The organism is Pseudomonas sp. DL (assembly GCF_047199225.1).
GTDB classification, from domain to species: Bacteria; Pseudomonadota; Gammaproteobacteria; order Pseudomonadales; family Pseudomonadaceae; genus Pseudomonas; species Pseudomonas aeruginosa.
In genome coordinates this window covers 94,081-115,696 of record NZ_CP178323.1, presented here as the reverse complement: position 1 = coordinate 115,696, position 21,616 = coordinate 94,081, and the positions used below count along the sequence as shown (strand labels likewise).

Sequence of the window (21,616 nt, the reverse complement as noted above, 5' to 3'; positions counted from 1 at the left end):
GCGCTCAGTTGATCTGCACCGAACCGCCCTTGATCCGGTTGACCCCGGTGGAGCGGCTGGAAAGATAGGCGCCACGGATGATCACCTTGCCGGCGCGGGTCAGGGTGATGCTGGCCTTGCCACAACGCAGGACGATCTCGCGTTCGGCACTGAACTCCAGGCGCTCGCCGTCCAGTTGCGCCAGCGCTTCCTGCGGCAGGCGCTGGATGCGGCCGATCAGCAGCGGCTGGCGCGGATCGCCGGCGACGAACATCAGCGCTACCTGGGCGCCGATGTCGGCGCGACTGAGCTGAGTGGTGGTGGCCGCCGCCAGGCCGTGCTCGCTCGGGCAACCGGGATAGGCGACCACCGGAGCGGCGGCGTCCGGCACGTCGAGGAGGACGCCGATGACCACGCCGTCCAGGCGCGCGGGAAGGGCCGTCGTGGCCCCGGGTAGATGGATCTCGACACTCATGCGCTGACTCCCTGGCTCTGCGCCGCTTCAGTTCTGGAGGATCTTGCGTCCCTTCACCACCACGTTCTTGTCGGCCTTGACGTTGATCGCCCCGGATCCGTCGATGGTGATGTTCTTGCCGCTGATGACGATGCTGCCGTCCTTCTTCATGCGGATGCTGGCGGCACCGGTGACCAGGGTGATCGAGTCGCCGGCGTTGAGCGTGAAGCTCTTGCCCACGTCCAGGCTATCGTCCTTGCCCACCGAGGTATCGCGGCCCTGGCCGACGCTGCGCGACTCGTTCTTGCCGATGCTGGTGCTCTGGTTGCCGCCTATGTCGATGGTCTCGTTGGCGCCCACCGACTCGCTGCGGTCGGCGCCGATGCTGATCGTCTCGTTGTTGCCCACCGACTCGCTACGGTTCGCGCCGATGCTGATGGTCTCGTCGTTGCCGACGTCCTCGGTGCGATTGGCACCGATGCTGATCTTCTCGTTGCTGCCGACCTTCTCGGTGCGGTCAACGCCGATGCTGATGGTCTCGTTGCTGCCGACGTCCTCGGTGCGGTTCGCGCCGATACTGATCTTCTCGTTGTTGCCGACCTTCTCGGTGCGGTCGACGCCGATGGTTATGGTCTCGTTGTTGTCCACGGTCTCGGTGCGATCGTGCTTCACGTGCACGGTCTCGTCGTGGTCGATGGTCTTGGTCCGGTCGTGGCCGACCCAGTGGGTCTCGTCGTTCTCGACCTCGATGTCCTGGTTCTTCTCGGCATGGATGAACAACTGCTCGGCGCCCTTCTTGTCCTCCATGCGGATCTCGTTGAAGTTGGCCGGCGTGCCGCCCTTGCTCGAACGGCTCTTGGTGCCGCTCTGGGTAGCGTTCGCCGGCAGCTCGTAGGGCACCGTCTGCTCGGCGTTGTAGACCCGCCCGGTGATGATCGGCCGGTCCGGGTCGCCTTCGAGGAAGCTGACGATCACTTCCTGGCCGATCCGCGGGATCTGGATCGAGCCCCAGTTCTTCCCCGCCCAGGCCTGGGAGACGCGCATCCAGCAGGAGCTGTTCTCGTTGGACTGGTCGTGGCGGTCCCAGTGGAAATGCACCTTGACCCGGCCGTACTGGTCGGTCCAGATCTCCTCGCCCTTGGGCCCGACCACCACCGCAGTCTGCGGGCCACGGACGATCGGCAGCGGAGTGGTCGGCAAGGGGCGGTAGGCCTGGCCGGCATCGATGCAGTCCAGCTCGCTCTCGAACTGCGCGCCGACCCCGCCGCCGCCGGTCTCGTAGAGTTCCTGGACCACCCGGTACTCGGCGCCGACCACCAGGTACTCGCGGTTCTGGTCCTCGCGCGGGTAGCCGCTGAGCTTGAACAGGTGGCCCGAACCCAGGCCGCGGGCGCGGCCGCGCAGGCGCACCCGTTCGTAGCGCGCCTGCAAGGCTTCGATACGGGTCCGCGCGTACTGCTCGCCGTCCTGGCTCTGCACGTATTCGCCGGGGTAGTCGTACAGCGGGTAGTCGGCCGCCGCGTGCGAGCGGGCGATGTTCGAACGCACCTCCAGGCGCGCGCCGGGACGCTGGAAGTCGTAGTCGTTGAGGCTCAGTGAGCCGGACTGCACCTCGCGCGCCATGTGCCAGTCGTAGAAATGGTCGCGCTCGCGCTGTTCCAGGGTCGGCGGGTAGTAGGGCACGCTGGCGTAGTTCGGCGGGCTCTGGTGCGCGCCGTAGGCGTCGGAGAGCACCAGGATGTGGCGGCTCTGCTCGTGGCGGAACCAGTAGTAGATGCCTTCCTGCTCCATCAGCCGGCTGACGAAGTCGAAACTGGTCTCGCGGTACTGCACGCAGTATTCCCACTCGCGGTAGGAGCGGCTCAGGGCGTCCTCGAAGTCGGAGAAGCCGAGGTCGCGGAACACCTGCTTGATGATGTCCGGGACCTTCTGGTTCTGGAAGATGCGGCAGTCGGAGGTGCGCGTCAGCAGCCACAGCCAGGGGCGCAGGGTGACCTGGTAGCTGGCGAACTGGCCGTTGCCGGATCCCTGGCTGCAAGCGGCGACGATGCCGTGGAAATGCCGCCGGCTGCCGTCGTGCAGTTCCAGCGCCAGGCTGGCCGGCTTGCCCAGCAGCCCGTCGAGTGGCAGGTCGGGGTTTTCCGAGATCAGTTCCAGCTCGTAGGCGAACGGCCGGCCGAGCTCTTCGCGACCCTCCATTCGCTGCAATTGCAGGACCTCCGCGCCGAGCGGACTGTCGACCCGGACCAGGCGGGTCTGTTGCGCAAGTGCCATGAAATCATCCTTGATCCACGTCCATCACTGGCGCCGTTGGAGCGGCGCCACCCAAGCAGCATAGGCGCGGATGCGGTGGAAAGGGGAGATGCGTGACACAGATTCCGACGAGCGCCCCGACCGACGGCGAACAGGCAGAAGGCCATCACGAAAGGCCGCTTCGGGCCAGGAAAGCCTTGATTCGCGAGCAACATTCCGTAAAGCTTTTGTCCAGCAATGACTCACTCAGAATCCTAGGGAAGGGGTTAACACAGTGACGCTCTATCGCCTCCACGAAGCCGATCTCGAGATTCCCGATGCCTGGCAGGACCAGAGCATCAACATCTTCAAGCTCCCCGCCAGCGGCCCCGCCCGCGAAGCCAGTTTCGTCATCAGCCGCGACGCCAGCCAGGGCGACGCGCCGTTCGCCGACTATGTCGCCCGCCAACTGGAGAATGCCGAGAAGCAATTGCCCGGCTTCAAGCTGCACAAGCGCTGGGACATCAACATCCACGGCCACGCCGCCGTGCTCCTCGACTACCAGTGGCAGCGCGAGGGCCGCGACCTGATGCTGCGCCAGGTGTTCATCGAGCGCCGCCCGGCGGTGCTGATCACCACCCTGACCACCACCCCGGCTGACCTGCCGCACCACGAGCCGGCCTGGAAGCAGGCGATGCAGACCCTGGTCCCGCGCCCGACCCCTAGCTGATCCGAGTACCGACGCATGGATGCGCAAGCCGCCGCCCGACTGGGCGATGAGATAGCCCACGGTTTCGGTGTCGCCGCGATGGTCGCCGGAGCCGTGGCCGGAGCCCTGATCGGCGCCGCCGTGGTCGCCGCCACCGCCGCCACCGGCGGCCTGGCCGCGGTGATCCTGGCCGGTTCGATCGCCGCCGGCGGGCTGTCGATGTTCCAGATCGTCAAGGGCCTGACCACCATCTTCGAGCTACCCGAGCCGACCACCGGGGTGCTCATACGCGGCAGCTTCAACGTCTACGTGAACAGTCGCAACGCGATGCGCGCCGGCGACGACGTCTCCGTCACCTGCAGCGGCCTGCCGCTGAACCATCCGCTGTGGCCGTTCCCGGTGCTGATCGCCGAAGGCAGCGCCACCGTGTACATCAACGGCAAGCCGGCGGCGCGCCTGCAGAGCAAGATGGTCTGCGGCGCGCACATCAAGACCGGCAGCCAGGACACCTTCATCGGCGGCCCCACCGAGCGGGTGGCCTTCGTCCTCGACCTGGAGGAATGGCTGCACACCGGCCTCGAGGCGCTGGGCCTGGCGGCCCTTGCCGGCGGCCTGCTGCTGGCGGCGATGGCCGGGGTCGCGGCGCTGGCCGGCTTCGTCGCCATCGGCGGGCTGATGATGGGCGGCATGGCCCTGCTCGGCGACCTCGGCGACCGCCTCGGTCCCGGCTACCGCGACCTGTTCCAGGGCGTGGCGGGGATGGCATTGCTGGGCTTCGGGCCGAAACTCGCCGGTCGTCGTCCGGCAGCGGTGACCTCCGAAACCGCGCAACGACGCGCCTACCTGAACAACAAGTTCGGCCGTTCCGGCAACCTCGACCACGACATCAACTACCGCGGGAATCGTGAAACCGCCGCCAAGTTCTTCAAGTCGAAGGACATCGATCCTGCCGATGCCGAGTCGTACATGAACGGCCTGGACTTCAACCATCCGGTCCGTGTGGAAACCCTCGCGCCCGGCAAGAACCTGTGGCAGTACCAGTCCCCCGGAGCGCCGCAGGGCAACTGGTATACACTCAGCCCGCGCGTGCAGCCCACGGAGCTGGGAATCAACCCCATGGGCACCAACCGGGCGGCGAACACCATCGAACCCAAGGTCCTCAACTCCTACAGGACGACCCAGAAGGTCGAGGTCCTGCGCAGCACCGCTGCGCCGACCGATGACTTCTGGTCGGTAAAGGGACAGTCATATCCCGCCAAAGGCGGCGCGCAACAACTGTTCTCCAACGAGAAAGGCTCCTTCGGTCTGCTTCCCCGGGAGGGATCATGACACCCATCGAATACATCGACCGCGCTCTGGCACTGGTCGTCGACCGGCTGGCCCGCTATCCGGGATACGAGGTCCTGCTGTCCGCGGAAAAGCAATTGCAGTACATCAGGTCCGTCCTGCTCGACCGCAGCCTGGATCGTTCCGCACTGCACCGGTTGACCCTCGGCAGCATCGCCGTGAAGGAATTCGACGAAACCGACCCGGAACTCTCCAGGGCCCTCAAGGACGCCTACTACGTCGGTATACGCACTGGCCGCGGCCTGAAAGTCGATCTGCCCTGAGCGCAACACCATCGGTCTTGAGCGACCGCCGCTTCTGCCTGGCGAGGACATGCGCGAATCGTCAAGGCTCCCGCGGCGTCCTGCCCAAGGGCGGGCAGCCAGGATGCCGCCGCCTCAGCCCTTCGCCGGCGGCGGAAACATCGCCTGTACCTGGCCGTCGATGGTGCCCTGCACGCCCTTGCCCTTGGCGTCGACCTCGCTGGCGCCGCCGGAATTGAGGTCGAGGCGGCCGCCGGTGTCGATGTTGCCGTTGCCGCTGGCGTAGAGGTTGAAGGCGCTGCCGGAGATATTGATGGTGCCGTCGGCGTTGAACTCCACCACGCTCTTGCCGCAGACCAGGCGGATCTGCGCGCCGGCCTCGATCAGGTAGGTGCCGGTGACGCTGTCGCTCTTCGCCCCGCCCACCAACAGGGTGTCGTTGAGCTTCACCGCGCGGGTGCGGTTGTTGCCGATGCGCGCCAGCTCGTCGTGGCCGATGCTCTTGTTGCGGTCGTGGCCGACCGACAGCGAGGCATCGTTCTCGACCAGGTTGTCCTGGTTGCGCTCGGCGTGGATGTATAACTGCTCGGCGCCCTTCTTGTCCTCCATGCGGATCTCGTTGAAGTTGGCCGGCGTGCCGCCCTTGCTCGAACGGCTCTTCATCCCGCTCTGGGTGGCGTTCGCCGGCAGCTCGTAGGGCACCGTCTGCTCGGCGTTGTAGACCCGCCCGGTGATGATCGGCCGGTCCGGGTCGCCTTCGAGGAAGCTGACGATCACTTCCTGGCCGATCCGCGGGATCTGCATCGAACCCCAGTTCTTCCCGGCCCAGGCCTGGGACACGCGAATCCAGCAGGAGCTGTTCTCGTTCGACTGGTCGTGGCGATCCCAGTGGAAGTGCACCTTGACCCGGCCGTACTGGTCGGTCCAGATCTCCTCGCCCTTGGGTCCGACCACCACCGCGGTCTGCGGACCTCGCACCACCGGTACCGGAGTCTGCGGCAGGAGACGGAACGACTGGCTGGCGTCGATGCAGTCCAGCTCGCTCTCGAACTGCGAGCCGGCGCCGCCGCTGCCGGTTTCGTAGAGTTCCTGGACCACCCGGTATTCGGCGCCGACCACCAGGTACTCGCGGTTCTGGTCATCGCGCGGATAGCCGCTCAGGCGGAACAGGTGCCCGGCGCCGATCCCGCGCACCACGCCGCGCAGGCGCACGCGCTCGTGCTGCGCCTGGATCGCCTCGATGCGGTTGCGCGCGTACTGCTCGCCGTCCTGGCTCTGCACGTATTCGCCGGGATAGTCGTACAGCGGGTAGTCGGCCGCCGCGTGCGGCCGGGCGATGTTCGAACGCACCTCCAGGCGCGCGCCGGGGCGCTGGAAGTCGTAGTCGTTGAGGGTCAGCGAACCGGGCTGGACCTCGCGTGCCATCTGCCAGTCGAAGAAGTGGTCGCGCTCGCGATGGCCGAGGGTCGGCGGGTAGTACGGCACGCTGGCGTAGCCACCCGGGCTGCGATGCGCGCCGTAGGCGTCGGAGAGCACCAGGATGTGGCGCTTCTGCTCATGGCGGAACCAGTAGTAGATGCCTTCCTGTTCCATCAGCCGGCTGATGAAGTCGAAGCTGGTCTCGCGGTACTGCACGCAGTATTCCCACTCGCGGTAGGGGCGCGTGAGGGCATCCTCGAAATCGGAAAAGCCGAGGTCGCGGAACACCTGCTTGATGATCTCCGGCACGCTCTGGTTCTGGAAGATGCGGCAGTCCGAGGTGCGCGTCAGCAGCCACGGCCAGGGCCGCAGGGTGGCCTGGTAGCCGGCGAACTGGCCGTGCCCGGCCACCTGGCTACAGCGCGCGACGATGCCGTGAAAGAAGCGCCGGCTGCCGCTGGGCAGCTCCAGCGACAGGCTCATCGGCTTGCCGAGCAACTGCTCCAGCGGCAGGTTGGGATTTTCCGATACCAGGTGCAGCTCGTAGGCGAACAGCCGTCCCAGTTCCTCGCGTCCCTCCATGCGCTGCAACAGCAGCACGTCCGGCCCCAGCGGGCAATCCACCTGGACCAGGCGGGTCAGTTGCATCAATCCCATCGACGGTTCCTTCTACTGCTCTGCGTGTCGCCGGTTGTCACTCGGCCTCGGCGAAGTCGTAGTGGAACTGGTTGTCGCGGCTACTGATACGTACCCCGGCCAACGGCTTGCCTTCGAGCATGCGGGTGAGGAACTCGCGGCTCATGTCCGGCAACAGCGTGTTGGTGAGGATCGCGTCGATCATCCGGCCGCCGCTCTCGGTCTCGGTGCAGCGCGAGACGATCAGGTCGACGACGCCCTCGTCGAACTCGAACGGCACCTTGTGGGTCGCCTCCACGCGCTTCTTGATCCGCCCCAGTTGCAGGCGCGAAATGGCCTTGAGCATGTCGTCGCTGAGCGGGTAGTAGGGGATGGTCACCAGGCGGCCGAGCAGCGCCGGCGGGAAGATCTTCAGCAGCGGTTCGCGCAGCGACTTGGCGATGGCTTCCGGCTCGGGCATCAGTTCCGGATCGGCGCAGAGGCTGGCGATCATCTCGGTGCCGGCGTTGGTGGTGAGCAGGATCAGGGTGTTCTTGAAGTCGATCACCCGGCCTTCGCCGTCCTCCATCACGCCCTTGTCGAAGACCTGGAAGAAGATCTCGTGGACATCCGGGTGGGCCTTCTCCACTTCATCCAGCAGCACCACGCTGTAGGGCTTGCGACGCACCGCCTCGGTCAGCACGCCACCCTCGCCGTAGCCGATGTAGCCGGGCGGGGCGCCCTTGAGGGTGGAGACGGTGTGGGCTTCCTGGAACTCGCTCATGTTGATGGTGATGACATTCTGCTCGCCGCCGTACATGGCCTCGGCCAAGGCCAGCGCGGTCTCGGTCTTGCCCACCCCGGAGGTGCCGGCGAGCATGAACACGCCGATCGGCTTGCTCGGGTTGTCGAGGCCGGCGCGGGAAGTCTGGATGCGCTTGGCGATCATCTCCAGCGCGTGGTCCTGGCCGATGATGCGCTTCTTCAGGTGCTGGTCGAGGTTGAGCACGGTCTCGATCTCGTTGCGCGCCATGCGGCCGACCGGGATGCCGGTCCAGTCGGCGACCACCGAGGCCACCGCCTGGTAGTCCACGGTCGGCAGGATCAGCGGCTCTTCGCCCTGCAACGCGCTCAGTTGCGCCTGCAGCTCCGCCAGCCGCGCATGCAGCGCCTGGCGCTGTTCCTCGTCGAGACGCGCCTCGCCTTCGCCCAGCGGCACGCCGCCGGCGTCCACCGCTTCGGCGGCGGCACGCAGACGGGCGCGGGTCTCCAGCAGTTCGTCGACCAGGCGTTTTTCCTCGGCCCAGCGCTGCTCCAGGGCGGACAGGCGCTCGCGCTCCTCGGCCAGCAGGGTCTCGGCGTTGCGCTGGCGTTCGGCGGTGGCGACGCCGATGGCGCTCTCGCGGCGGATGATCGCCAGCTCGGTTTCCAGCGCCTCGATGCGCCGGCGGCTATCGTCGACCTCGGCCGGCACCGCGTGCAGGCTGATGGCGGTGCGCGCGCAGGCGGTATCCAGCAGGCTCACCGACTTGTCCGGCAGCTGGCGCGCCGGGATGTAGCGGTGCGACAGCCGGACCGCCGCCTCCAGCGCCTCGTCGAGGATCTGCACCTGGTGGTGCTTCTCCATGGTCGACGCGACGCCGCGCATCATCAGGATGGCCTTGTGCTCGGACGGCTCGTCCACCTGCACCACCTGGAAACGCCGGGTCAGCGCCGGGTCCTTCTCGATGTGCTTCTTGTACTCGGCCCAGGTGGTCGCCGCCACGGTGCGCAAGGTGCCGCGCGCCAGGGCCGGCTTGAGCAGGTTGGCGGCGTCGCCGGTGCCGGCCGCGCCACCGGCGCCGACCAGGGTGTGGGCTTCGTCGATGAACAGGATGATCGGCTTCTCGGAACTCTGCACGTCTTCGATCACCTGGCGCAGGCGCTGCTCGAACTCGCCCTTCATGCTCGCCCCGGCCTGCAGCAGGCCGACGTCGAGGGCGCGCAGTTCGACGTCCTTCAGCGCCGGCGGGACGTCGCCGGCGACGATGCGCAGGGCGAAGCCTTCCACCACCGCGGTCTTGCCGACGCCGGCCTCGCCGGTGAGGATCGGGTTGTTCTGCCGGCGGCGCATGAGGATGTCCACCAACTGGCGGATCTCCTCGTCACGCCCGACGATGGGGTCGAGCTTGCCGCTACGGGCCTGCTCGGTGAGGTCCACGGTAAAGCGCTTGAGCGCCTCCTGCTTGCCCATCGCGCTCGGCGCCAGGGCGCCGCTGGCCTCGCCCGGGGCGGCGCCGGCGTTGAAGCCGTCGCTGGCCGACAGGCCGTTCTCCGGCGAGGCGCCGACGTACTCGTCGAAGCGCTCGGTGAGCGCCTCGACCTTGAGCTTGGCGAATTCCGCCGACAGCCCGGTGAGGGCATGGCGCAGGCTCGGCGTCTTGAGGATGCCGATCACCAGGTAGCCGGTGCGCACCTGGCTCTCGCCGAACATCAGGCTGCCGTAGACCCAGCCGCGCTCCACCGCTTCCTCGACATGGGAGGACAGGTCGGTGATCGAGGTCGAGCCGCGCGGCAGGCGGTCGAGGGCCTCGGTCAGGTCCTTGGCCAGGCGCGCCGGGTCGATCCCGGACTGGCGGACGATCTGGTGCAGGTCCGAGTCCGGCAACTGGAGGATCTGGTGGAACCAGTGCACCAGCTCGACATAGGGATTGCCGCGCAGCTTGCAGAATACCGTGGCGGCCTCGATGGCCTTGTAGGCCAGGCTGTTCAGCTTGCCGAACAGCGCAACGCGACTGATCTCACTCATGTTCCTTCTCCTTGTGCTCGTGCGGCCGCGCAGTGGCGTACTGGCGGGCCAGCAGTAGATCCCTGGCGTCCTGGCCGGGATCGCCCAGCCAGGTGTTGAAACCGAGCCGCCCGCCGCCCTGCAGGCCCAGCGGGGGTACTTCGTGGCGTTGCAGGACCAGGTTGACGTCCCAGTCCAGCTCCTCGCCCAGGTATTCGGCGACCCAGGCGGCCAGCTCGACGAAGTGGTCGCCGTCGGGCAGGAAGCGCTGGTATTGATCGAGGTCCAGCGGCCCCAGGCGCAGGCGGAACTTGTGCTGGCGGTCCCAGACGTGGGTGCCCAGGCAGACGTCCATGCCCAGGCTCGTCGAGTCGACGCCGAGGCGGCTGCGCTCGGGCAGCTCCAGCCATTGGCCGACGTATTCCTCGACCGCCACCGGGACCTCGAAATACTCCGCGAGGATCACCCGCAGGCCGTCCGGGTAGCGGGTCTGCGCGGCGAGGTGGCCGGTGTAGTAGTAGCGTGCGGTATCCGCCAGCGGCTCGCGCCCCCGCAGGCTCGGCATGCCGCGCCCGGAGAGCGCGGCGAGGCGCGCCGACCAGTAGTCGTCGTCGATCCGGTCGTGGCTGATCTCCGGCCGCGCCTCCGCCCAGGCCCGGTAGAACAGGGTCAGAAGGCGGTGGTGGAAGACGTCCATGAAGCGCTTGAAGGTCGCGTCGTTGACGTTGCGCTGGCGTTCCCGGGCGTATTCGGTGAGGTGCAGCGGCAGCGGCCCGTTGGGGCCGGTGAGGCCGAAGAAGAACTGGTCCAGGCGCGGCACCGCAGCGGTGCCGGCCTGGCTCACCGAGGCCAGGGTCGAGGGCGCGAAGGTGCAGTCGGGCTTCTGCCCGAGACGCAGCGGGTCGTCCGCCAGCCGCACCGAATGACCGAGGCGCGGCAGTTGCGGCGACTCGCACTCGATGCGCCGCAGCGCCTGGAAGAAGTCATAGTCCCAGGGCGCCGCCGCCATCCCGGCGAGCAGGTTCAGAGGTTCGGACGGCTGCCCGGCTTCGCCTGCCATCTCATCACCTCGCCCCGTTCGCCGGTGCGCAGCACCGTCTCGGTAAAGCTGTTGATCGACACGTAGCGTGCCAGGAAGCGCTCGAACACAGCGCCGAGAAGGAACACCCCGGTGCCGCGGAACGCGTTCTCGTCGAAGTCCAGGGTGATCTCCAGGCCACGGCCGAAGACGATCGGCCCGGGCATCGGCAGGCGCCGCGTGCAAGGCTTGCTGCTGACCTCGCGCAGGCCCTCGATCTGCAATTGCAGCGCCGGATCGCCGCTGTCGCCGTAGAGCCGCAGCAGCTCGCGCAGGGCGGCGGCGCCCTGGCCGCGCTCGGCCAGCGACAGGTAGTTCAGCGACAGCTGGCTGATCAGCCGCCAGGCGCTGGCATCGTGGGCACGGCTGGCGCGCGGCCGGCTCGGTCCGGCGAGGCAGCGCACCTGCATGACCGGCGCGCTGTCCTCCAGGGTGAAGTCGCTCTTGTGCGCGCCGATCGGCATGAACAGCGGCAGGTCGCGGTTGGTGCACAGCGCGGCGATGCCGAGCTGGCGCAGGTCGTGGCGATAGGGCGCCTGGTTGGCGTCGACCAGGGCGACGAAGGTCTCGCTGCCGACGTAGGTCGAGCGCGGGCCCTTGCGCCGCTGCTTGCTGGACAGCACGCGCGGTTCGCGGCGCACGCTGAAGTAGGCCTGCTCGCGGCCGTAGCGCGCCGGGTCGCGCACCGCGTAGAACGGTTGGAAGGGTTGCTCCGGACCGCTGCCGTGGCCGCTCACCTGTTGCAGCGAATGCACCTCGAAATCCAGCGGACGGGTGCGGTCGACGATCACGTGATGCTCGTTGACCCGGTCGGACAGGTGGATGCGGTCGCAGCGGCGCGGGAACAGGTTGATCGCCGGGGTGCAGAACGGCACCAGTTGCTCCGCGTCCACCGTGCCCTCCAGGCGCTGGTCGTGCTTGCCGAACAGCACGACCAGTTCCAGCTCCTCGCCGTGGCATCGACGCAGGGCGCGGTTCAGGCCGGAGAACTCGACGAACAGGAAGCGCGCCGGCAGGGCGAAGTATTCCTGCAGCAGGCGGTAGCCCTGGAACGCCCGCGGCACCACCGGCAGCAGCGCGTCCTCGTCGTCGAAGCCGCGCGCACGCAGGCTGCTCGTCGGCAGGCGTTCGACCCAGGCATTGTCCGGGGCGCGGACGAACACCGCGCAGGCGTTGCCGAGCAATTGTTCGTAGAGGCGGTAGGGTTGTTCGTCGGCGCCGTGCAGGTAGAGCGGCAGGGCGTCCAGCGACAGGCTGTCGAACGGGATGCCGGCGCCGCTGCGCAGGCGGATGCGCAGGCCGGCCTTGGCCCGCGGCTCGCTGGCGGCGAGGCGGCCGAGCACCGCGGCGGGATTGCCGAAGTAGTCGGCCTGGGCCACTTCCAGCGGCCACAGGGTCACCGGGTGGGCGGTGCGGTATTCGCAGGCGGTCTGGTCATCGGGGCCGAGCTGGCCGCGCAGGGAGGCCCCGCGCTCGACGCTGAAGCCGCTGCTCAGGGCGCCTTCGTTGGGGTCCGGGCGCAACTGCACCACGGTCATCGACGGGGTCGGCGCCAGGTAGTGCGGGTAGGCGATTTCCAACAGGTTGTGGGTGAAGGTCGGGTACTCCGCGTCGAGCTTCAGCTGGACCCGCGCTGTGAGATAGGCGAAGCCTTCCAGCAGGCGCTCGACGTAGGGGTCGGCGCACTCGAAGCCGGACAGCGACAGGCGCCCGGCGATCTTCGGGAATTCCTCGGCGAACTCCGCGGCGCTTTCGCGGATGTGTTGCAATTCCTGGTTGTAGTACTCGAGCAGGCGCGGGTTCATGTACGCCTCCGCTCGCCCTGGGCGACGCGCACGTGGCCGGTCTCCAGGTCCAGGTTGGTGGTCAGCAGCAGGCGCAGCGGCGCCGGTTCGGCCCAGAGGTCGCCCTCGATCTCGAAGCTCAGGGCGTTGTGGTCCATCTCGCCGGGCAGCAGTTGCGCGCGCACCCGCAACGAAGAACGGATGATGCGCGGCTCGAAGGTGGCGATGGTCTCGGTGAGCAGCGCCTCGATGGCATGCACGTCGACGCTCGACGCGGTGTGCCCGGCCAGCGCCGGCAGCCCGTAGTTGAGCACCGAGTTGCCGGCCGGCATCCGTGCGGCGGGGCCGTGGTCGAACAGCGAAGTGGTGTTGAACAGCCACGCCAGGTCGCGCAGCACCGAGGCCTTCAGCTGGTTCAGGGTCAGCACCCGGCGCTCCGCGGCTTCCTTGAGGTTGCCCGGCTCGTCGTCGGTGAGGCGGTCGAGCAGCGACGGCTGCAGGCGCTCCTGGAGGGTCAGTTCGGCCATGTCAGGCGTCCGTCGGCTCGAAGTCCAGTTCACGCAGGTCGAACAGCGCGGTCTCGCCGGCATCGGTGACGAACAGCCGCTGGCCGACCGGCAGGCCGCTGTCCAGCCATTCGGTCTTGCGCCCCAGGCGCGCGGCGTCGTCGCCGTGCTCGACGGTTTCCGCGTAGCGCGCCGGCAGCAGCGCGACGGTGGCGCCACCGTTGGCCAGGGTCAGTTCGGCCGGCAGCCAGACCAGATCGCGCAGGTCGCTCGGCGCCTCGACCTTGAGGCTGCGCAGGTTGCTCATCGGCAACCAGGCATAGCGACCGTTGACGATTACCTCGAGCACCGGGCCGAGGCGCGTGTCGGCATCCGCCAGCCAGGCGAACGGCGCTTCGCCGATCCGCCCGGGCACCGCCGGCGCGGCGTCGAAGGCCTGCTCGCGCAGGGCCTGGGCGGCCTCGCCATGGCCTTCGGCGTCCAGGCTCAGGGCCTGCAACAGCGGCGCGATCCATTCCGCCGGCTGGCCGAGGATCACCGGCGTCAGGCGCCCGGCGAACACCTCGCGGCGCAGCGCCTCGCAGTCGATGGCGGTGGAGTAGGTCTGTACCATCGGCAGCGCCGAGGCATCCAGTTCGCCGACCACCTTGAGCTGGTTCTGCGCCCGCGCCCACTGGCCCATCACGGCCAGCAGCTGGAACAGGAAGATCCGCAGGGTAGCGTTCGACGGCTGGCTGCGCACCTGTTCCTGCAAGGCTTTCAAGGCATCGTCCAGGCGCCCGGCGCGCAACAGTTCTTCGGCGATCATCGCGATACTTCCCTGTAGCCGGGAGCCCAGGCGCCCGGATGCGAATGAAGGGTCGGCCATGGCGCCCGGCGGACGCGACGGACGACCCGGTGGAATTCAGTACCTCCGGCAGGAGGTCGGGCGGACGAGGTCCGCGGCGCGCCGCGCGCGCCTTCGGCACCCGGCATGGCGGGCGCTCGCACCGGCCACGGCATGGCCTGGCCACGCCATGACCGGCAGCCGGCTCATCAGGCCTGCACGTTCTGGCGGATGTTCCAGCCGTACTTGACCGGACCGCCGTCCTTCGCGCCATCCGCCTTCTGCGGCTGGTAGTCGACCTGGACCTGGGCGAAGTTCAGGGTCACGTTCTCGGTCAGGCGATCCTCGCCACCGCTGCCGCCGGTGCTCACCGAGGACACCAGGACTTCCTTCAGGGTGATGATCAGGTACTCGACCTGGTTCTCGCCGCCGGCCTTGCGGATGGTCAGCTTCGCCTGCGGATAGTGCTTGCCGCTGGAGCAGGCCATCATCAGGTTGGGCGTGGACTTGTCGATGTACTTGGTGAACGACAGGTCCTGCACGTTGACCTTGCCGGCGCCGCCGCCACCGCCCATGTGCATCGACCCGGACTGGGACATGCCCCAGCTCCATGCCAGCACGTCGATTTCCTCGGCGTGAGTCTTGTCCTTGGACTCACCCTTGACGTCGCCGATCTTGATGAACATATCAACAGCCATCTTTCCTCCCGTGTGGCTCGCGCCACTACGCTATGCAAGCGCCCGCCACCATGGCAGGCGCTGTCGTTGAATGCCTCAGGCCTCTTTGGCCGAAGGCAGCTTGGATACCAGGCGTAGCGATACCGTCAGTCCCTCGAGCTGGTAGTGCGGGCGAAGGAAGAACTTCGAGTTGTAGTAACCCGGATTGCCTTCGACTTCCTCCACCACCACTTCGGCCGCCGCCAGCGGGTGCTGGGCCTTGGTGGTCTCGGTGGAGTGGGCCGGGTCGCCGTCGACGTAGTTGAGGATCCAGTCCTGCAGCCAGCGCTGCATCTCGTCCTTCTCCTTGAAGGAACCGATCTTGTCGCGAACGATGCACTTCAGGTAATGGGCGAAGCGGCAGGTGGCGAACAGGTAGGGCAGGCGCGCCGCCAGGTTGGCGTTGGCGGTGGCGTCCGGATCGTCGTACTCGGCGGGTTTCTGCAGCGACTGCGCGCCGATGAAGGCGGCGAAGTCGGTGTTCTTCTTGTGCAGCAGCGGCATGAAGCCGTTCTTCGCCAGCTCCGCCTCGCGGCGGTCGGAAATGGCGATCTCGGTCGGGCACTTCATGTCCACGCCGCCGTCGTCGGTGGGGAAGGTGTGCGCCGGCAGGCCCTGCACCTCGCCGCCGGACTCGACGCCGCGGATCCGCGAGCACCAGCCGTAGAGCTTGAAGGAGCGGTTGATGTTGACCGCCATCGCGTAGGCCGAGTTGGCCCAGGCGTACTTGCTGCTGTCGGCGCCGTCGGTTTCTTCCTCGAAGGCGAACTCTTCCACCGGATCGGTCTTCGCCCCGTAGGGCAGGCGCGCCAGGAAGCGCGGCATGGTCAGGCCGATGTAGCGGGAGTCCTCGGACTCGCGCAGCGAACGCCAGCCGGCGTATTCCGGGGTGGTGAAGATCTTGGTCAGGTCGCGCGGGTTGGACAGTTCCTGCCAGGAACCCATGCCCATCACCGTCGGCGAGGCGGCGGAAATGAACGGCGCGTGCATGGCGGCGGAGATCTTCGCCATCTCGCCGAGCAGCTCGACGTCCGGCGGCGACTGGTCGAAGTAGTAGTCGCCGACCAGGCAGCCATAGGGCTCGCCGCCGAACTGGCCGTATTCCTCTTCGTAGAGCTTCTTGAAGATCGGGCTCTGGTCCCAGGTGGTGCCCTTGAATTTCTTCAGGGTCTTGTGCAGCTCCGGCTTGGAGATGTTCAGCACGCGGATCTTCAGTTGCTCGTCGGTCTCGGTGTTGTTGACCAGGTAGTGCAGGCCGCGCCAGGCGCTTTCCAGTTGCTGGAAGTCGGCGTGGTGCATGATCAGGTTGACCTGCGCGGTGAGCTTGGCGTCGATCGCCGCGATGATCGACTCGATCGACTTGATCGCGTCGTTGGAGATCAGGCTGGTCTGCTCCAGGGCATGCTCGGCGAGGGTCCGCACGGCGGTCTCCACCGCTTCGCGGGCGCGCTCGGTCTTGGGCTTGAACTCCTGCAGCAGCAGGCTGGCGAACTCACTGGTCTGCTCGGTGGTGGTCTGGCCCTGGGCCAGGTTCTCGGTGCTCAATTCGGCCATGCTGGAATCCTCTTACGCCTGCGGCTCGTCGTCTTTGGGCTTCGGCGCGCTGGCCAGGGCCTGAAGCAGAGCCGGGTCCTTGATCGCCTTCATGATCATTTCCTCGGCGCCGGTCTTGCCGTCCATGTAGGTCAGCAGGTTGGCCAGCTGGGTACGCGCCTCGAGCAGCTTGTTCAGCGAATCGACCTTGCGCGCCACCGCGGCGGGGCTGAAGTCGTCCATGCTCTCGAAGGTGATGTCCAGGCTCAGGTTGCCTTCGCCGGTCAGCACGTTCGGTACGTTGAAGGCCACCCGCGGCTTCATCGCCTTCAGCCGGGCATCGAAGTTGTCCACGTCGATCTCCAGGAACTTGCGGTCGGCGACCGCCGCCTGGGGTTCGGCGGGCTTGCCGGCGAGGTCGGCCATGACGCCCATGACGAAGGGCAGCTGGACCTTCTTCTCGGCACCGTACAACTCCACGTCGTACTCGATCTGCACGCGTGGCGCCCGGTTCCTGGCGATGAACTTCTGACTGCTGGTAGTGCTTCCCATCTTGTTTCTCCCTCGCGCGACGGCGGTTGTTAGCGCCGTCGGAATCGCCCCGGCGGCTTGCAGCGTTGGCCCGGACGGCCGCTAGGCGTTACTCGCTTTCCGGGCCTCGCAGGGTTTCGAACTGGGAAATCCCATCGGGGATGAGATTCCTCACGATTTCGGCGAAGTCGGCCGTCACCAGTGTCTTGGCGCGCTTGAGCAGCACCGGCACCGGGCTCGACGGCTCGTGGCGAACGTAATACTCGAGCAGGCGGTCGAGCTGGCGCAGGACGTCTTCGCGGTTGGCGATCTCGCCGCTGGCTCGCGGTGCCGGCGCGGCGACGGCTGCGACAGGCGCGGCCCCCCCCTGCTCGTCGGTGGCCGCTTCGGCGCCCGGCGCCAAGGGCTCGCCGGCGCCCTGCGGGCCGTACAGGTCGAACACCTGGAGGGCCTGGCGCAGCAGTTGACGAAGGGGACCGAGGTCGAGTCCCTGGGCCGAGCCGACCCGTTCGGCGACGCCGCTCTCGATGGCCAGGGCATGTTCCTGGGCGCCATCCAGGGCGCGCCGGGTGGCGGCCAGCGCATCGGCGTCGGCATCGGCGAAGGCGCCGGCGATCTGCTCGGGACTCAGGGTCTCGCTGGCGAAGCGTTGCAGCCCGGCGGCGTTCAGCGCGGCGCGCAGGTTGACCGGGCCGAACGCCCGCGAGCGCACCAGCGGGATCGCCCAGACCAGTTGCAGCAGCGGTTCGGCGACCAGGCCGGTGAGGGCGTTGATACGGAAGGTGGGGTCGTTGTCGTCATCGGCGTCGAGCAACGGATAGACGCCGTCCCAGTACTGGCCGAGCAGCTCGCGGACCAGCAGCAGGCCGTCGGCGAGCCCGTCCAGGCCGTCGAGGGCGACGTTGCTCTGCAGCAGCAGGTTGGCTACCCGCAGGTCCTTGCTACGGCCGAACAGTTCGCTGGCCAGCGCGCGTACGCGCGGCCACTCCGGCGGCTCGGCGGGCAGCACGGCATCGCCCATCTGGCGCTCGGGTTGGCCCTGGGCGATGCGTTCGAGTTCGAGGAACGCGGCGTCGTACTCCAGATCGTCGCCACAGGGCGAGTCCGGGGATACGGCAGCCAGCAAAACGGGTACATCCAGCACGGTGACGATCTCCCTATCATCGAAGCCGCTGCGCGGCCCTCACCTTCGCTTGTAAGATCCACTCCGTCGGATCTTGTAGGAGCCATTGATGAATATCGGATGACTCGAAAGGTTGGCAAAATTCTTGTGGCATGCCGCAAGGCTTGTCAAGGAAGGCACAACGCCACTAGTTGCATGACACCGCAGATCGGACAAATCTTTAAAAGACGTAGGATTAGTCTTTTATAATCCGGTACCACCCGATGTGTCTTCCCGAGGCGACGAAACGCCGGAAAGCCGTCGGGCCAGCCTGGATGCGAACCGAAATCCCTCGGGCACGGGGGTGAGCGCCTGGAAGAGCCGGGCGCTGGCAATGCAAGGAGTAGCAATGCCGCTGCGATTGACCATCACCAGCTACCACAAGCTGACCCCCGGTCAGTGTTCGGAAAAGGTACTGGACCAGGGACAGCTGACCATCGGTCGGGGCCCGGACAACGACTGGGTCCTGCCGGACCCGGAGCGCCTGGTCTCCAGCCGCCACTGCACCATCCTCAACCGCGACGGGGTGTACTACCTCACCGACACCAGCACCAACGGCGTGCTGCTGGTCAATGCCGGGCACCGCCTGCGCCGCGGCAACAGCGAGCCGCTGCAGGACGGCGAGACCGTCCGCCTCGGCGAATACGACATCCTCGTCCAGCTCGGCCATGACATCGCCCTGCCCGGCAGCGGCAATCCGCAGACCGATCCGTTCACCAGCTTCGACGCCCTGATGAGCCGGCAGGCCGCCGGATCGGCGCCTGCCTTCGCCGAACCGGCGCCCACCCCGCACCCCGCGGTGACGGCGCATTTCCAGGGCGGCTCGCCGCTGGACACCAAGCCCGACCTGTTCGACTTCCTCACCCCGCCGCCGCCCGGCGCGGCGCCGCGTCCGGACCATGTACCGGCCGAACAGCACGACTTCCGCCCGCCGGAACCGGTGATCCCGCCGCCCCCCGCGACCACCCCGGCGCCACCGCCCGCTGGCGGCGCACCGCTGATTCCGGCCGACTGGGACCCGTTCGCCGAACTGCTCGGCAACACGCCCGCGCCAAGCGCCACGCCCGTCGCCCAGCCGCTGCCGACGGCCGAACCGACGCCGCTGGCGATGCCCTTCGCCGACCCAGGGATCACCCAACAGCCACAGCCACAGCCACAGCCACAGCCACAGCCACAGCCACAGCCACAGCCACAGCCACAGCCACAGCCACAGCCAGCGAGCGTGGCGGCGCCGACGCCGCCGGCAAGCGCCGCCGCGTCGGCCGGCGGCGACCTGCTGCAAGCGTTCCTGCGCGGCGCCGGCATGACCCAGTTGAAGGTCGACCCGGCCGGCGCCGAAGCGCAGATGGAAGCCATCGGCCGCAGCTATCGCGGCCTGGTGGAAGGACTGGTGGACGTGCTGCGCGCGCGGGCCAGCCTGAAGGGCGAGTTCCGCATGGCGCAGACCATGATCCAGCCGGTGCAGAACAACCCGCTGAAGTTCGCGCCGAACGTCGACGAGGCCATGCTGCTCCTGCTGCGCCGCGACAACCAGGCGTTCATGGCGCCGGATCGCGCGGTGGCCGACAGCTTCGAAGACCTCAAGGCGCACCAGCTGGCGGTGATGGCCGGCGTGCAGGCCGCCATCCGCCACCTGCTGGCGCGCTTCGAACCGGCCGCGCTGGAAGCCCGCTTCGGCAAGCCGGCCGGACTTTCCGGCCTGCTGCCGGGGGCCCGCCAGGCACAGAACTGGGACAGTTTCACCGAGCTGTACGCGAAGATCCTGCGCGAGGCGGAGGACGACTTCCAGGAGCTTTTCGGCCGCGAATTCAGCCGCGCCTACGAGGAACACAGCGCTCGACTACGGCGTTCCTGACGCCAACGAACACCAGGAGAAACAACGTCAATGAGGACGACACCATGCAGAAACTGATCGTCGCGCTGTTCGGGCTGCTGCTCGCCGCCTGTTCGTCCAGCCCGCCGGAAACCCCGCCGACCCGGGTGGTGATCTGGCTCCACGCCGCACCGAACCTCAACCCGTCCGCCGCCGGCCAGGCGGCGCCGCTGCGCCTGCGGCTGTACGAGCTGAAGAAAGACACCGCGTTCGGCCGCGCCGACTACTTCGCCCTCACCGACAACGCCCAGTCGACCCTCGGTGGCGACCTGGTGGAGCAGGACGAGTTCCTCCTGCGTCCGGGCGAGGAACGGCGCATCGAACGCACGCTCGACGAGCAGACCCGCCAGCTCGGTTTCGTCGCCGCCTACCGCGACCTCGACCGCGCCACCTGGCGCCAGGTCCTCGACGTGCCGGGGCAACGCACCAGCCATCTCGACATCACGCTCGGCGCGCAGGCCATCGGCATCGTCGCGCGTCCCGCGCCCTGAACCTTCGGAGTCCCTATGTCCTGGAATAACCGCGTGGTGTGGTCCGAAGGCATGTTCCTGCGGCCACAGCATTTCCAGCAGCACGACCGCTACCTGGAAACCCTGGTGGATGGCCGCTGCCGCTCGCTCCTGGCGGGCGGCTGGGGCTTTTCCGAGCTGAAGCTGGACGATGCCCTGCTGACCCAGGGCAAGCTGGCCATCGTCAGCGCCCGCGGCGTGCTGCCGGATGGTACGCCGTTCAACATCCCCGCCGACGATCCGGCGCCGGCGCCGCTGAATGTCGAGGAAAGCCTGCGCGATGGCATCGTCTACCTCGGCCTGCCGCTGAAGCGGGTCGGCACCCGCGACACGGTAGAGGAGGGCGAGGCCCTCGGCGGCGCCCGCTACGTCAGCCAGGTGCAGGAAGTGCGCGACGACAATGCCGCCTTCGAGAGCCGCGCCCCGGTGGCCCTGGGCAGCCAGGCGTTCCGCCTGCTGACCGAGCGCGACGGCCTCGGCGAATACGCCGCGGTGGGCGTCGCGCGGGTCCGCGAGAAGCGCGCGGACCAGGCCCTGAGCCTGGACGAGGACTACCTGCCGCCGGTGCTCGACATTGCCGCCGCGCCGCCCCTGGCGTCCTTCGCCAAGGAGCTGCTGGGCCTGCTCCACCAGCGCGGCGAAGCCCTCGCCGGGCGGGTGGTGGCATCCAGCGCCGGGGGCGCCTCGGAAATCGCCGACTTCCTGCTGCTGCAACTGGTCAACCGCGCCGAGGCCCTCACTGGTCACCTGTCCCGCGTGCGCCCGCTGCACCCGCAGGAGCTGTACCGCGAACTGGTGGCCCTGGCCGGCGAGTTCTGTACCTTCACCGCCAGCCAGCGGCGTCCCGAGGAGTACCCGGTGTACAACCACGACGACCTGGCCGCCAGCTTCGCCCCGGTGATGCTCGCCCTGCGCCAGGCGCTGGCGACGGTGATCGACGCCAAGGCGATCGCCATCCCGATCGTCGAGAAGGCCTACGGCGTGCACGTCGCGATGCTCAGCGACCGCAGCCTGATCGACAACGCCAGCTTCGTCCTGGTGGTGCGCGCCGACGTCCCCGGCGAGAGCCTGCGCGGGCACTTCCCGCAGCAGGCCAAGGTCGGCTCGGTGGAGCACATCCGCGACCTGGTCAACCTGCAACTGCCGGGTATCGGCCTGCTGCCGATGCCGGTGGCGCCGCGGCAGATCCCCTACCACGCCGGCTCCACCTATTTCGAACTGGACCGCGGCAGCGCGCATTGGAAGCAGCTGACGCACTCCGGCGGCTTCGCCTTCCACATCGCCGGCCAGTTCCCCGGGCTGAACCTGGCCTTCTGGGCCATTCGAGGATAAGC

The 21,616-nt window shown here is 67.9% G+C and carries 18 protein-coding genes; 6 read left to right on the top strand and 12 right to left on the bottom strand.

Features of this window, described 5'->3' with window-relative positions; genetic code table 11:
- Positions 1-4: 4 nt before the first annotated feature.
- Positions 5-454: a DUF6484 domain-containing protein gene (locus ACI766_RS00505; RefSeq protein WP_003101196.1), complete on the bottom strand. Its 450-nt coding sequence runs from the start codon at positions 452-454 to the stop codon at positions 5-7.
- Positions 455-481: 27 nt separating this feature from the next.
- Positions 482-2,707, bottom strand: coding sequence for a type VI secretion system spike protein VgrG1b (gene vgrG1b / locus ACI766_RS00500; RefSeq protein ID WP_012613440.1), 2,226 nt, complete (start codon positions 2,705-2,707; stop codon positions 482-484).
- A gap of 253 nt (positions 2,708-2,960) precedes the next feature.
- On the opposite strand from vgrG1b, the gene eagT6 reads away from it, so the two are divergent.
- From eagT6 to ACI766_RS00485, 3 genes are read left to right on the top strand one after another with little or no spacing between them, the layout of a single operon-like run.
- Positions 2,961-3,395: a type VI secretion system effector EagT6 gene (gene eagT6, locus ACI766_RS00495; protein WP_003083692.1), complete on the top strand. Its 435-nt coding sequence runs from the start codon at positions 2,961-2,963 to the stop codon at positions 3,393-3,395.
- 15 nt (positions 3,396-3,410) lie between these two features.
- A complete protein-coding gene (tse6, locus tag ACI766_RS00490) occupies positions 3,411-4,703 on the top strand; it encodes an NAD(P)+ glycohydrolase Tse6 (protein WP_023104711.1) in 1,293 nt (430 codons plus the stop codon).
- On the top strand, positions 4,700-4,984 hold the full coding sequence (locus ACI766_RS00485) for an immunity protein Tsi6 family protein (protein ID WP_003104961.1): 285 nt from the start codon (positions 4,700-4,702) through the stop codon (positions 4,982-4,984). Before tse6 ends, ACI766_RS00485 begins: the two co-directional genes overlap by 4 nt.
- Before the next feature lie 114 nt (positions 4,985-5,098).
- Here the strand turns inward: ACI766_RS00485 and vgrG1a are convergent, their stop codons facing one another.
- From vgrG1a to tssA, 10 genes are all read right to left on the bottom strand, one after another.
- Positions 5,099-7,030 carry a type VI secretion system spike protein VgrG1a gene (gene vgrG1a, locus ACI766_RS00480; RefSeq protein ID WP_073653864.1) on the bottom strand — a complete coding sequence of 644 codons (1,932 nt, stop codon included), beginning with the start codon at positions 7,028-7,030 and terminating at the stop codon, positions 5,099-5,101.
- Between the two features lie 46 nt (positions 7,031-7,076).
- Positions 7,077-9,785 carry a type VI secretion system ATPase TssH gene (gene tssH / locus ACI766_RS00475; RefSeq protein WP_014602339.1) on the bottom strand — a complete coding sequence of 903 codons (2,709 nt, stop codon included), beginning with the start codon at positions 9,783-9,785 and terminating at the stop codon, positions 7,077-7,079.
- Complete coding sequence (tssG, locus tag ACI766_RS00470; protein WP_003104969.1) at positions 9,778-10,824, bottom strand: type VI secretion system baseplate subunit TssG; 1,047 nt, start codon at positions 10,822-10,824, stop codon at positions 9,778-9,780. The genes tssH and tssG overlap by 8 nt, the downstream gene beginning before the upstream one ends.
- Positions 10,788-12,647, bottom strand: a complete 1,860-nt coding sequence (gene tssF, locus ACI766_RS00465; protein ID WP_003083676.1) for a type VI secretion system baseplate subunit TssF — start codon at positions 12,645-12,647, stop codon at positions 10,788-10,790. The genes tssG and tssF overlap by 37 nt, the downstream gene beginning before the upstream one ends.
- Positions 12,644-13,153 (bottom strand): type VI secretion system baseplate subunit TssE, encoded by a 510-nt coding sequence (gene tssE / locus ACI766_RS00460; RefSeq protein WP_003104971.1) that lies wholly within the window; start codon positions 13,151-13,153, stop codon positions 12,644-12,646. The genes tssF and tssE overlap by 4 nt, the downstream gene beginning before the upstream one ends.
- Position 13,154: 1 nt before the next feature.
- Entirely contained in the window at positions 13,155-14,000 is an 846-nt protein-coding gene (tagJ, locus tag ACI766_RS00455) for a type VI secretion system accessory protein TagJ (protein WP_003119488.1), read from the bottom strand.
- A gap of 167 nt (positions 14,001-14,167) precedes the next feature.
- Entirely contained in the window at positions 14,168-14,656 is a 489-nt protein-coding gene (gene hcp / locus ACI766_RS00450) for a type VI secretion system receptor/chaperone Hcp (RefSeq protein ID WP_003083670.1), read from the bottom strand.
- A gap of 75 nt (positions 14,657-14,731) precedes the next feature.
- On the bottom strand, positions 14,732-16,228 hold the full coding sequence (tssC, locus tag ACI766_RS00445; RefSeq protein ID WP_003104973.1) for a type VI secretion system contractile sheath large subunit: 1,497 nt from the start codon (positions 16,226-16,228) through the stop codon (positions 14,732-14,734).
- Positions 16,229-16,240: 12 nt separating this feature from the next.
- Complete coding sequence (gene tssB, locus ACI766_RS00440; RefSeq protein WP_003083666.1) at positions 16,241-16,759, bottom strand: type VI secretion system contractile sheath small subunit; 519 nt, start codon at positions 16,757-16,759, stop codon at positions 16,241-16,243.
- An 88-nt stretch (positions 16,760-16,847) separates the two neighbouring features.
- A complete protein-coding gene (gene tssA / locus ACI766_RS00435) occupies positions 16,848-17,882 on the bottom strand; it encodes a type VI secretion system protein TssA (RefSeq protein WP_023114795.1) in 1,035 nt (344 codons plus the stop codon).
- 367 nt (positions 17,883-18,249) lie between these two features.
- Here tssA and tagH point away from each other — a divergent pair, with 367 nt between their 5' ends.
- The 3 genes from tagH to tssK are packed head-to-tail and all read left to right on the top strand — an operon-like array spanning position 18,250 to position 21,614.
- Entirely contained in the window at positions 18,250-19,755 is a 1,506-nt protein-coding gene (gene tagH / locus ACI766_RS00430; protein ID WP_016263986.1) for a type VI secretion system-associated FHA domain protein TagH, read from the top strand.
- Between the two features lie 44 nt (positions 19,756-19,799).
- Positions 19,800-20,264 (top strand): type VI secretion system lipoprotein TssJ, encoded by a 465-nt coding sequence (gene tssJ, locus ACI766_RS00425; protein WP_003083660.1) that lies wholly within the window; start codon positions 19,800-19,802, stop codon positions 20,262-20,264.
- 15 nt (positions 20,265-20,279) lie between these two features.
- Positions 20,280-21,614: a type VI secretion system baseplate subunit TssK gene (gene tssK / locus ACI766_RS00420; protein ID WP_003115052.1), complete on the top strand. Its 1,335-nt coding sequence runs from the start codon at positions 20,280-20,282 to the stop codon at positions 21,612-21,614.
- Positions 21,615-21,616 lie beyond the last annotated feature (2 nt).

Bases quoted from the DNA above. Each gene is read 5' to 3' on its own strand.
- ACI766_RS00505 (WP_003101196.1), bottom strand. From the start codon at position 454: ATGAGTGTCGAGATCCATCTACCCGGGGCCACGACGGCCCTTCCCGCG.
- vgrG1b (WP_012613440.1), bottom strand. From the start codon at position 2,707: ATGGCACTTGCGCAACAGACCCGCCTGGTCCGGGTCGACAGTCCGCTC.
- tse6 (WP_023104711.1), top strand. From the start codon at position 3,411: ATGGATGCGCAAGCCGCCGCCCGACTGGGCGATGAGATAGCCCACGGT.
- ACI766_RS00485 (WP_003104961.1), top strand. From the start codon at position 4,700: ATGACACCCATCGAATACATCGACCGCGCTCTGGCACTGGTCGTCGAC.
- vgrG1a (WP_073653864.1), bottom strand. From the start codon at position 7,030: ATGCAACTGACCCGCCTGGTCCAGGTGGATTGCCCGCTGGGGCCGGAC.
- tssH (WP_014602339.1), bottom strand. From the start codon at position 9,785: ATGAGTGAGATCAGTCGCGTTGCGCTGTTCGGCAAGCTGAACAGCCTG.
- tssG (WP_003104969.1), bottom strand. From the start codon at position 10,824: ATGGCAGGCGAAGCCGGGCAGCCGTCCGAACCTCTGAACCTGCTCGCC.
- tssF (WP_003083676.1), bottom strand. From the start codon at position 12,647: ATGAACCCGCGCCTGCTCGAGTACTACAACCAGGAATTGCAACACATC.
- tssE (WP_003104971.1), bottom strand. From the start codon at position 13,153: ATGGCCGAACTGACCCTCCAGGAGCGCCTGCAGCCGTCGCTGCTCGAC.
- tagJ (WP_003119488.1), bottom strand. From the start codon at position 14,000: ATGGCCGACCCTTCATTCGCATCCGGGCGCCTGGGCTCCCGGCTACAG.
- hcp (WP_003083670.1), bottom strand. From the start codon at position 14,656: ATGGCTGTTGATATGTTCATCAAGATCGGCGACGTCAAGGGTGAGTCC.
- tssC (WP_003104973.1), bottom strand. From the start codon at position 16,228: ATGGCCGAATTGAGCACCGAGAACCTGGCCCAGGGCCAGACCACCACC.
- tssB (WP_003083666.1), bottom strand. From the start codon at position 16,759: ATGGGAAGCACTACCAGCAGTCAGAAGTTCATCGCCAGGAACCGGGCG.
- tagH (WP_016263986.1), top strand. From the start codon at position 18,250: ATGCCGCTGCGATTGACCATCACCAGCTACCACAAGCTGACCCCCGGT.
- tssJ (WP_003083660.1), top strand. From the start codon at position 19,800: ATGCAGAAACTGATCGTCGCGCTGTTCGGGCTGCTGCTCGCCGCCTGT.
- tssK (WP_003115052.1), top strand. From the start codon at position 20,280: ATGTCCTGGAATAACCGCGTGGTGTGGTCCGAAGGCATGTTCCTGCGG.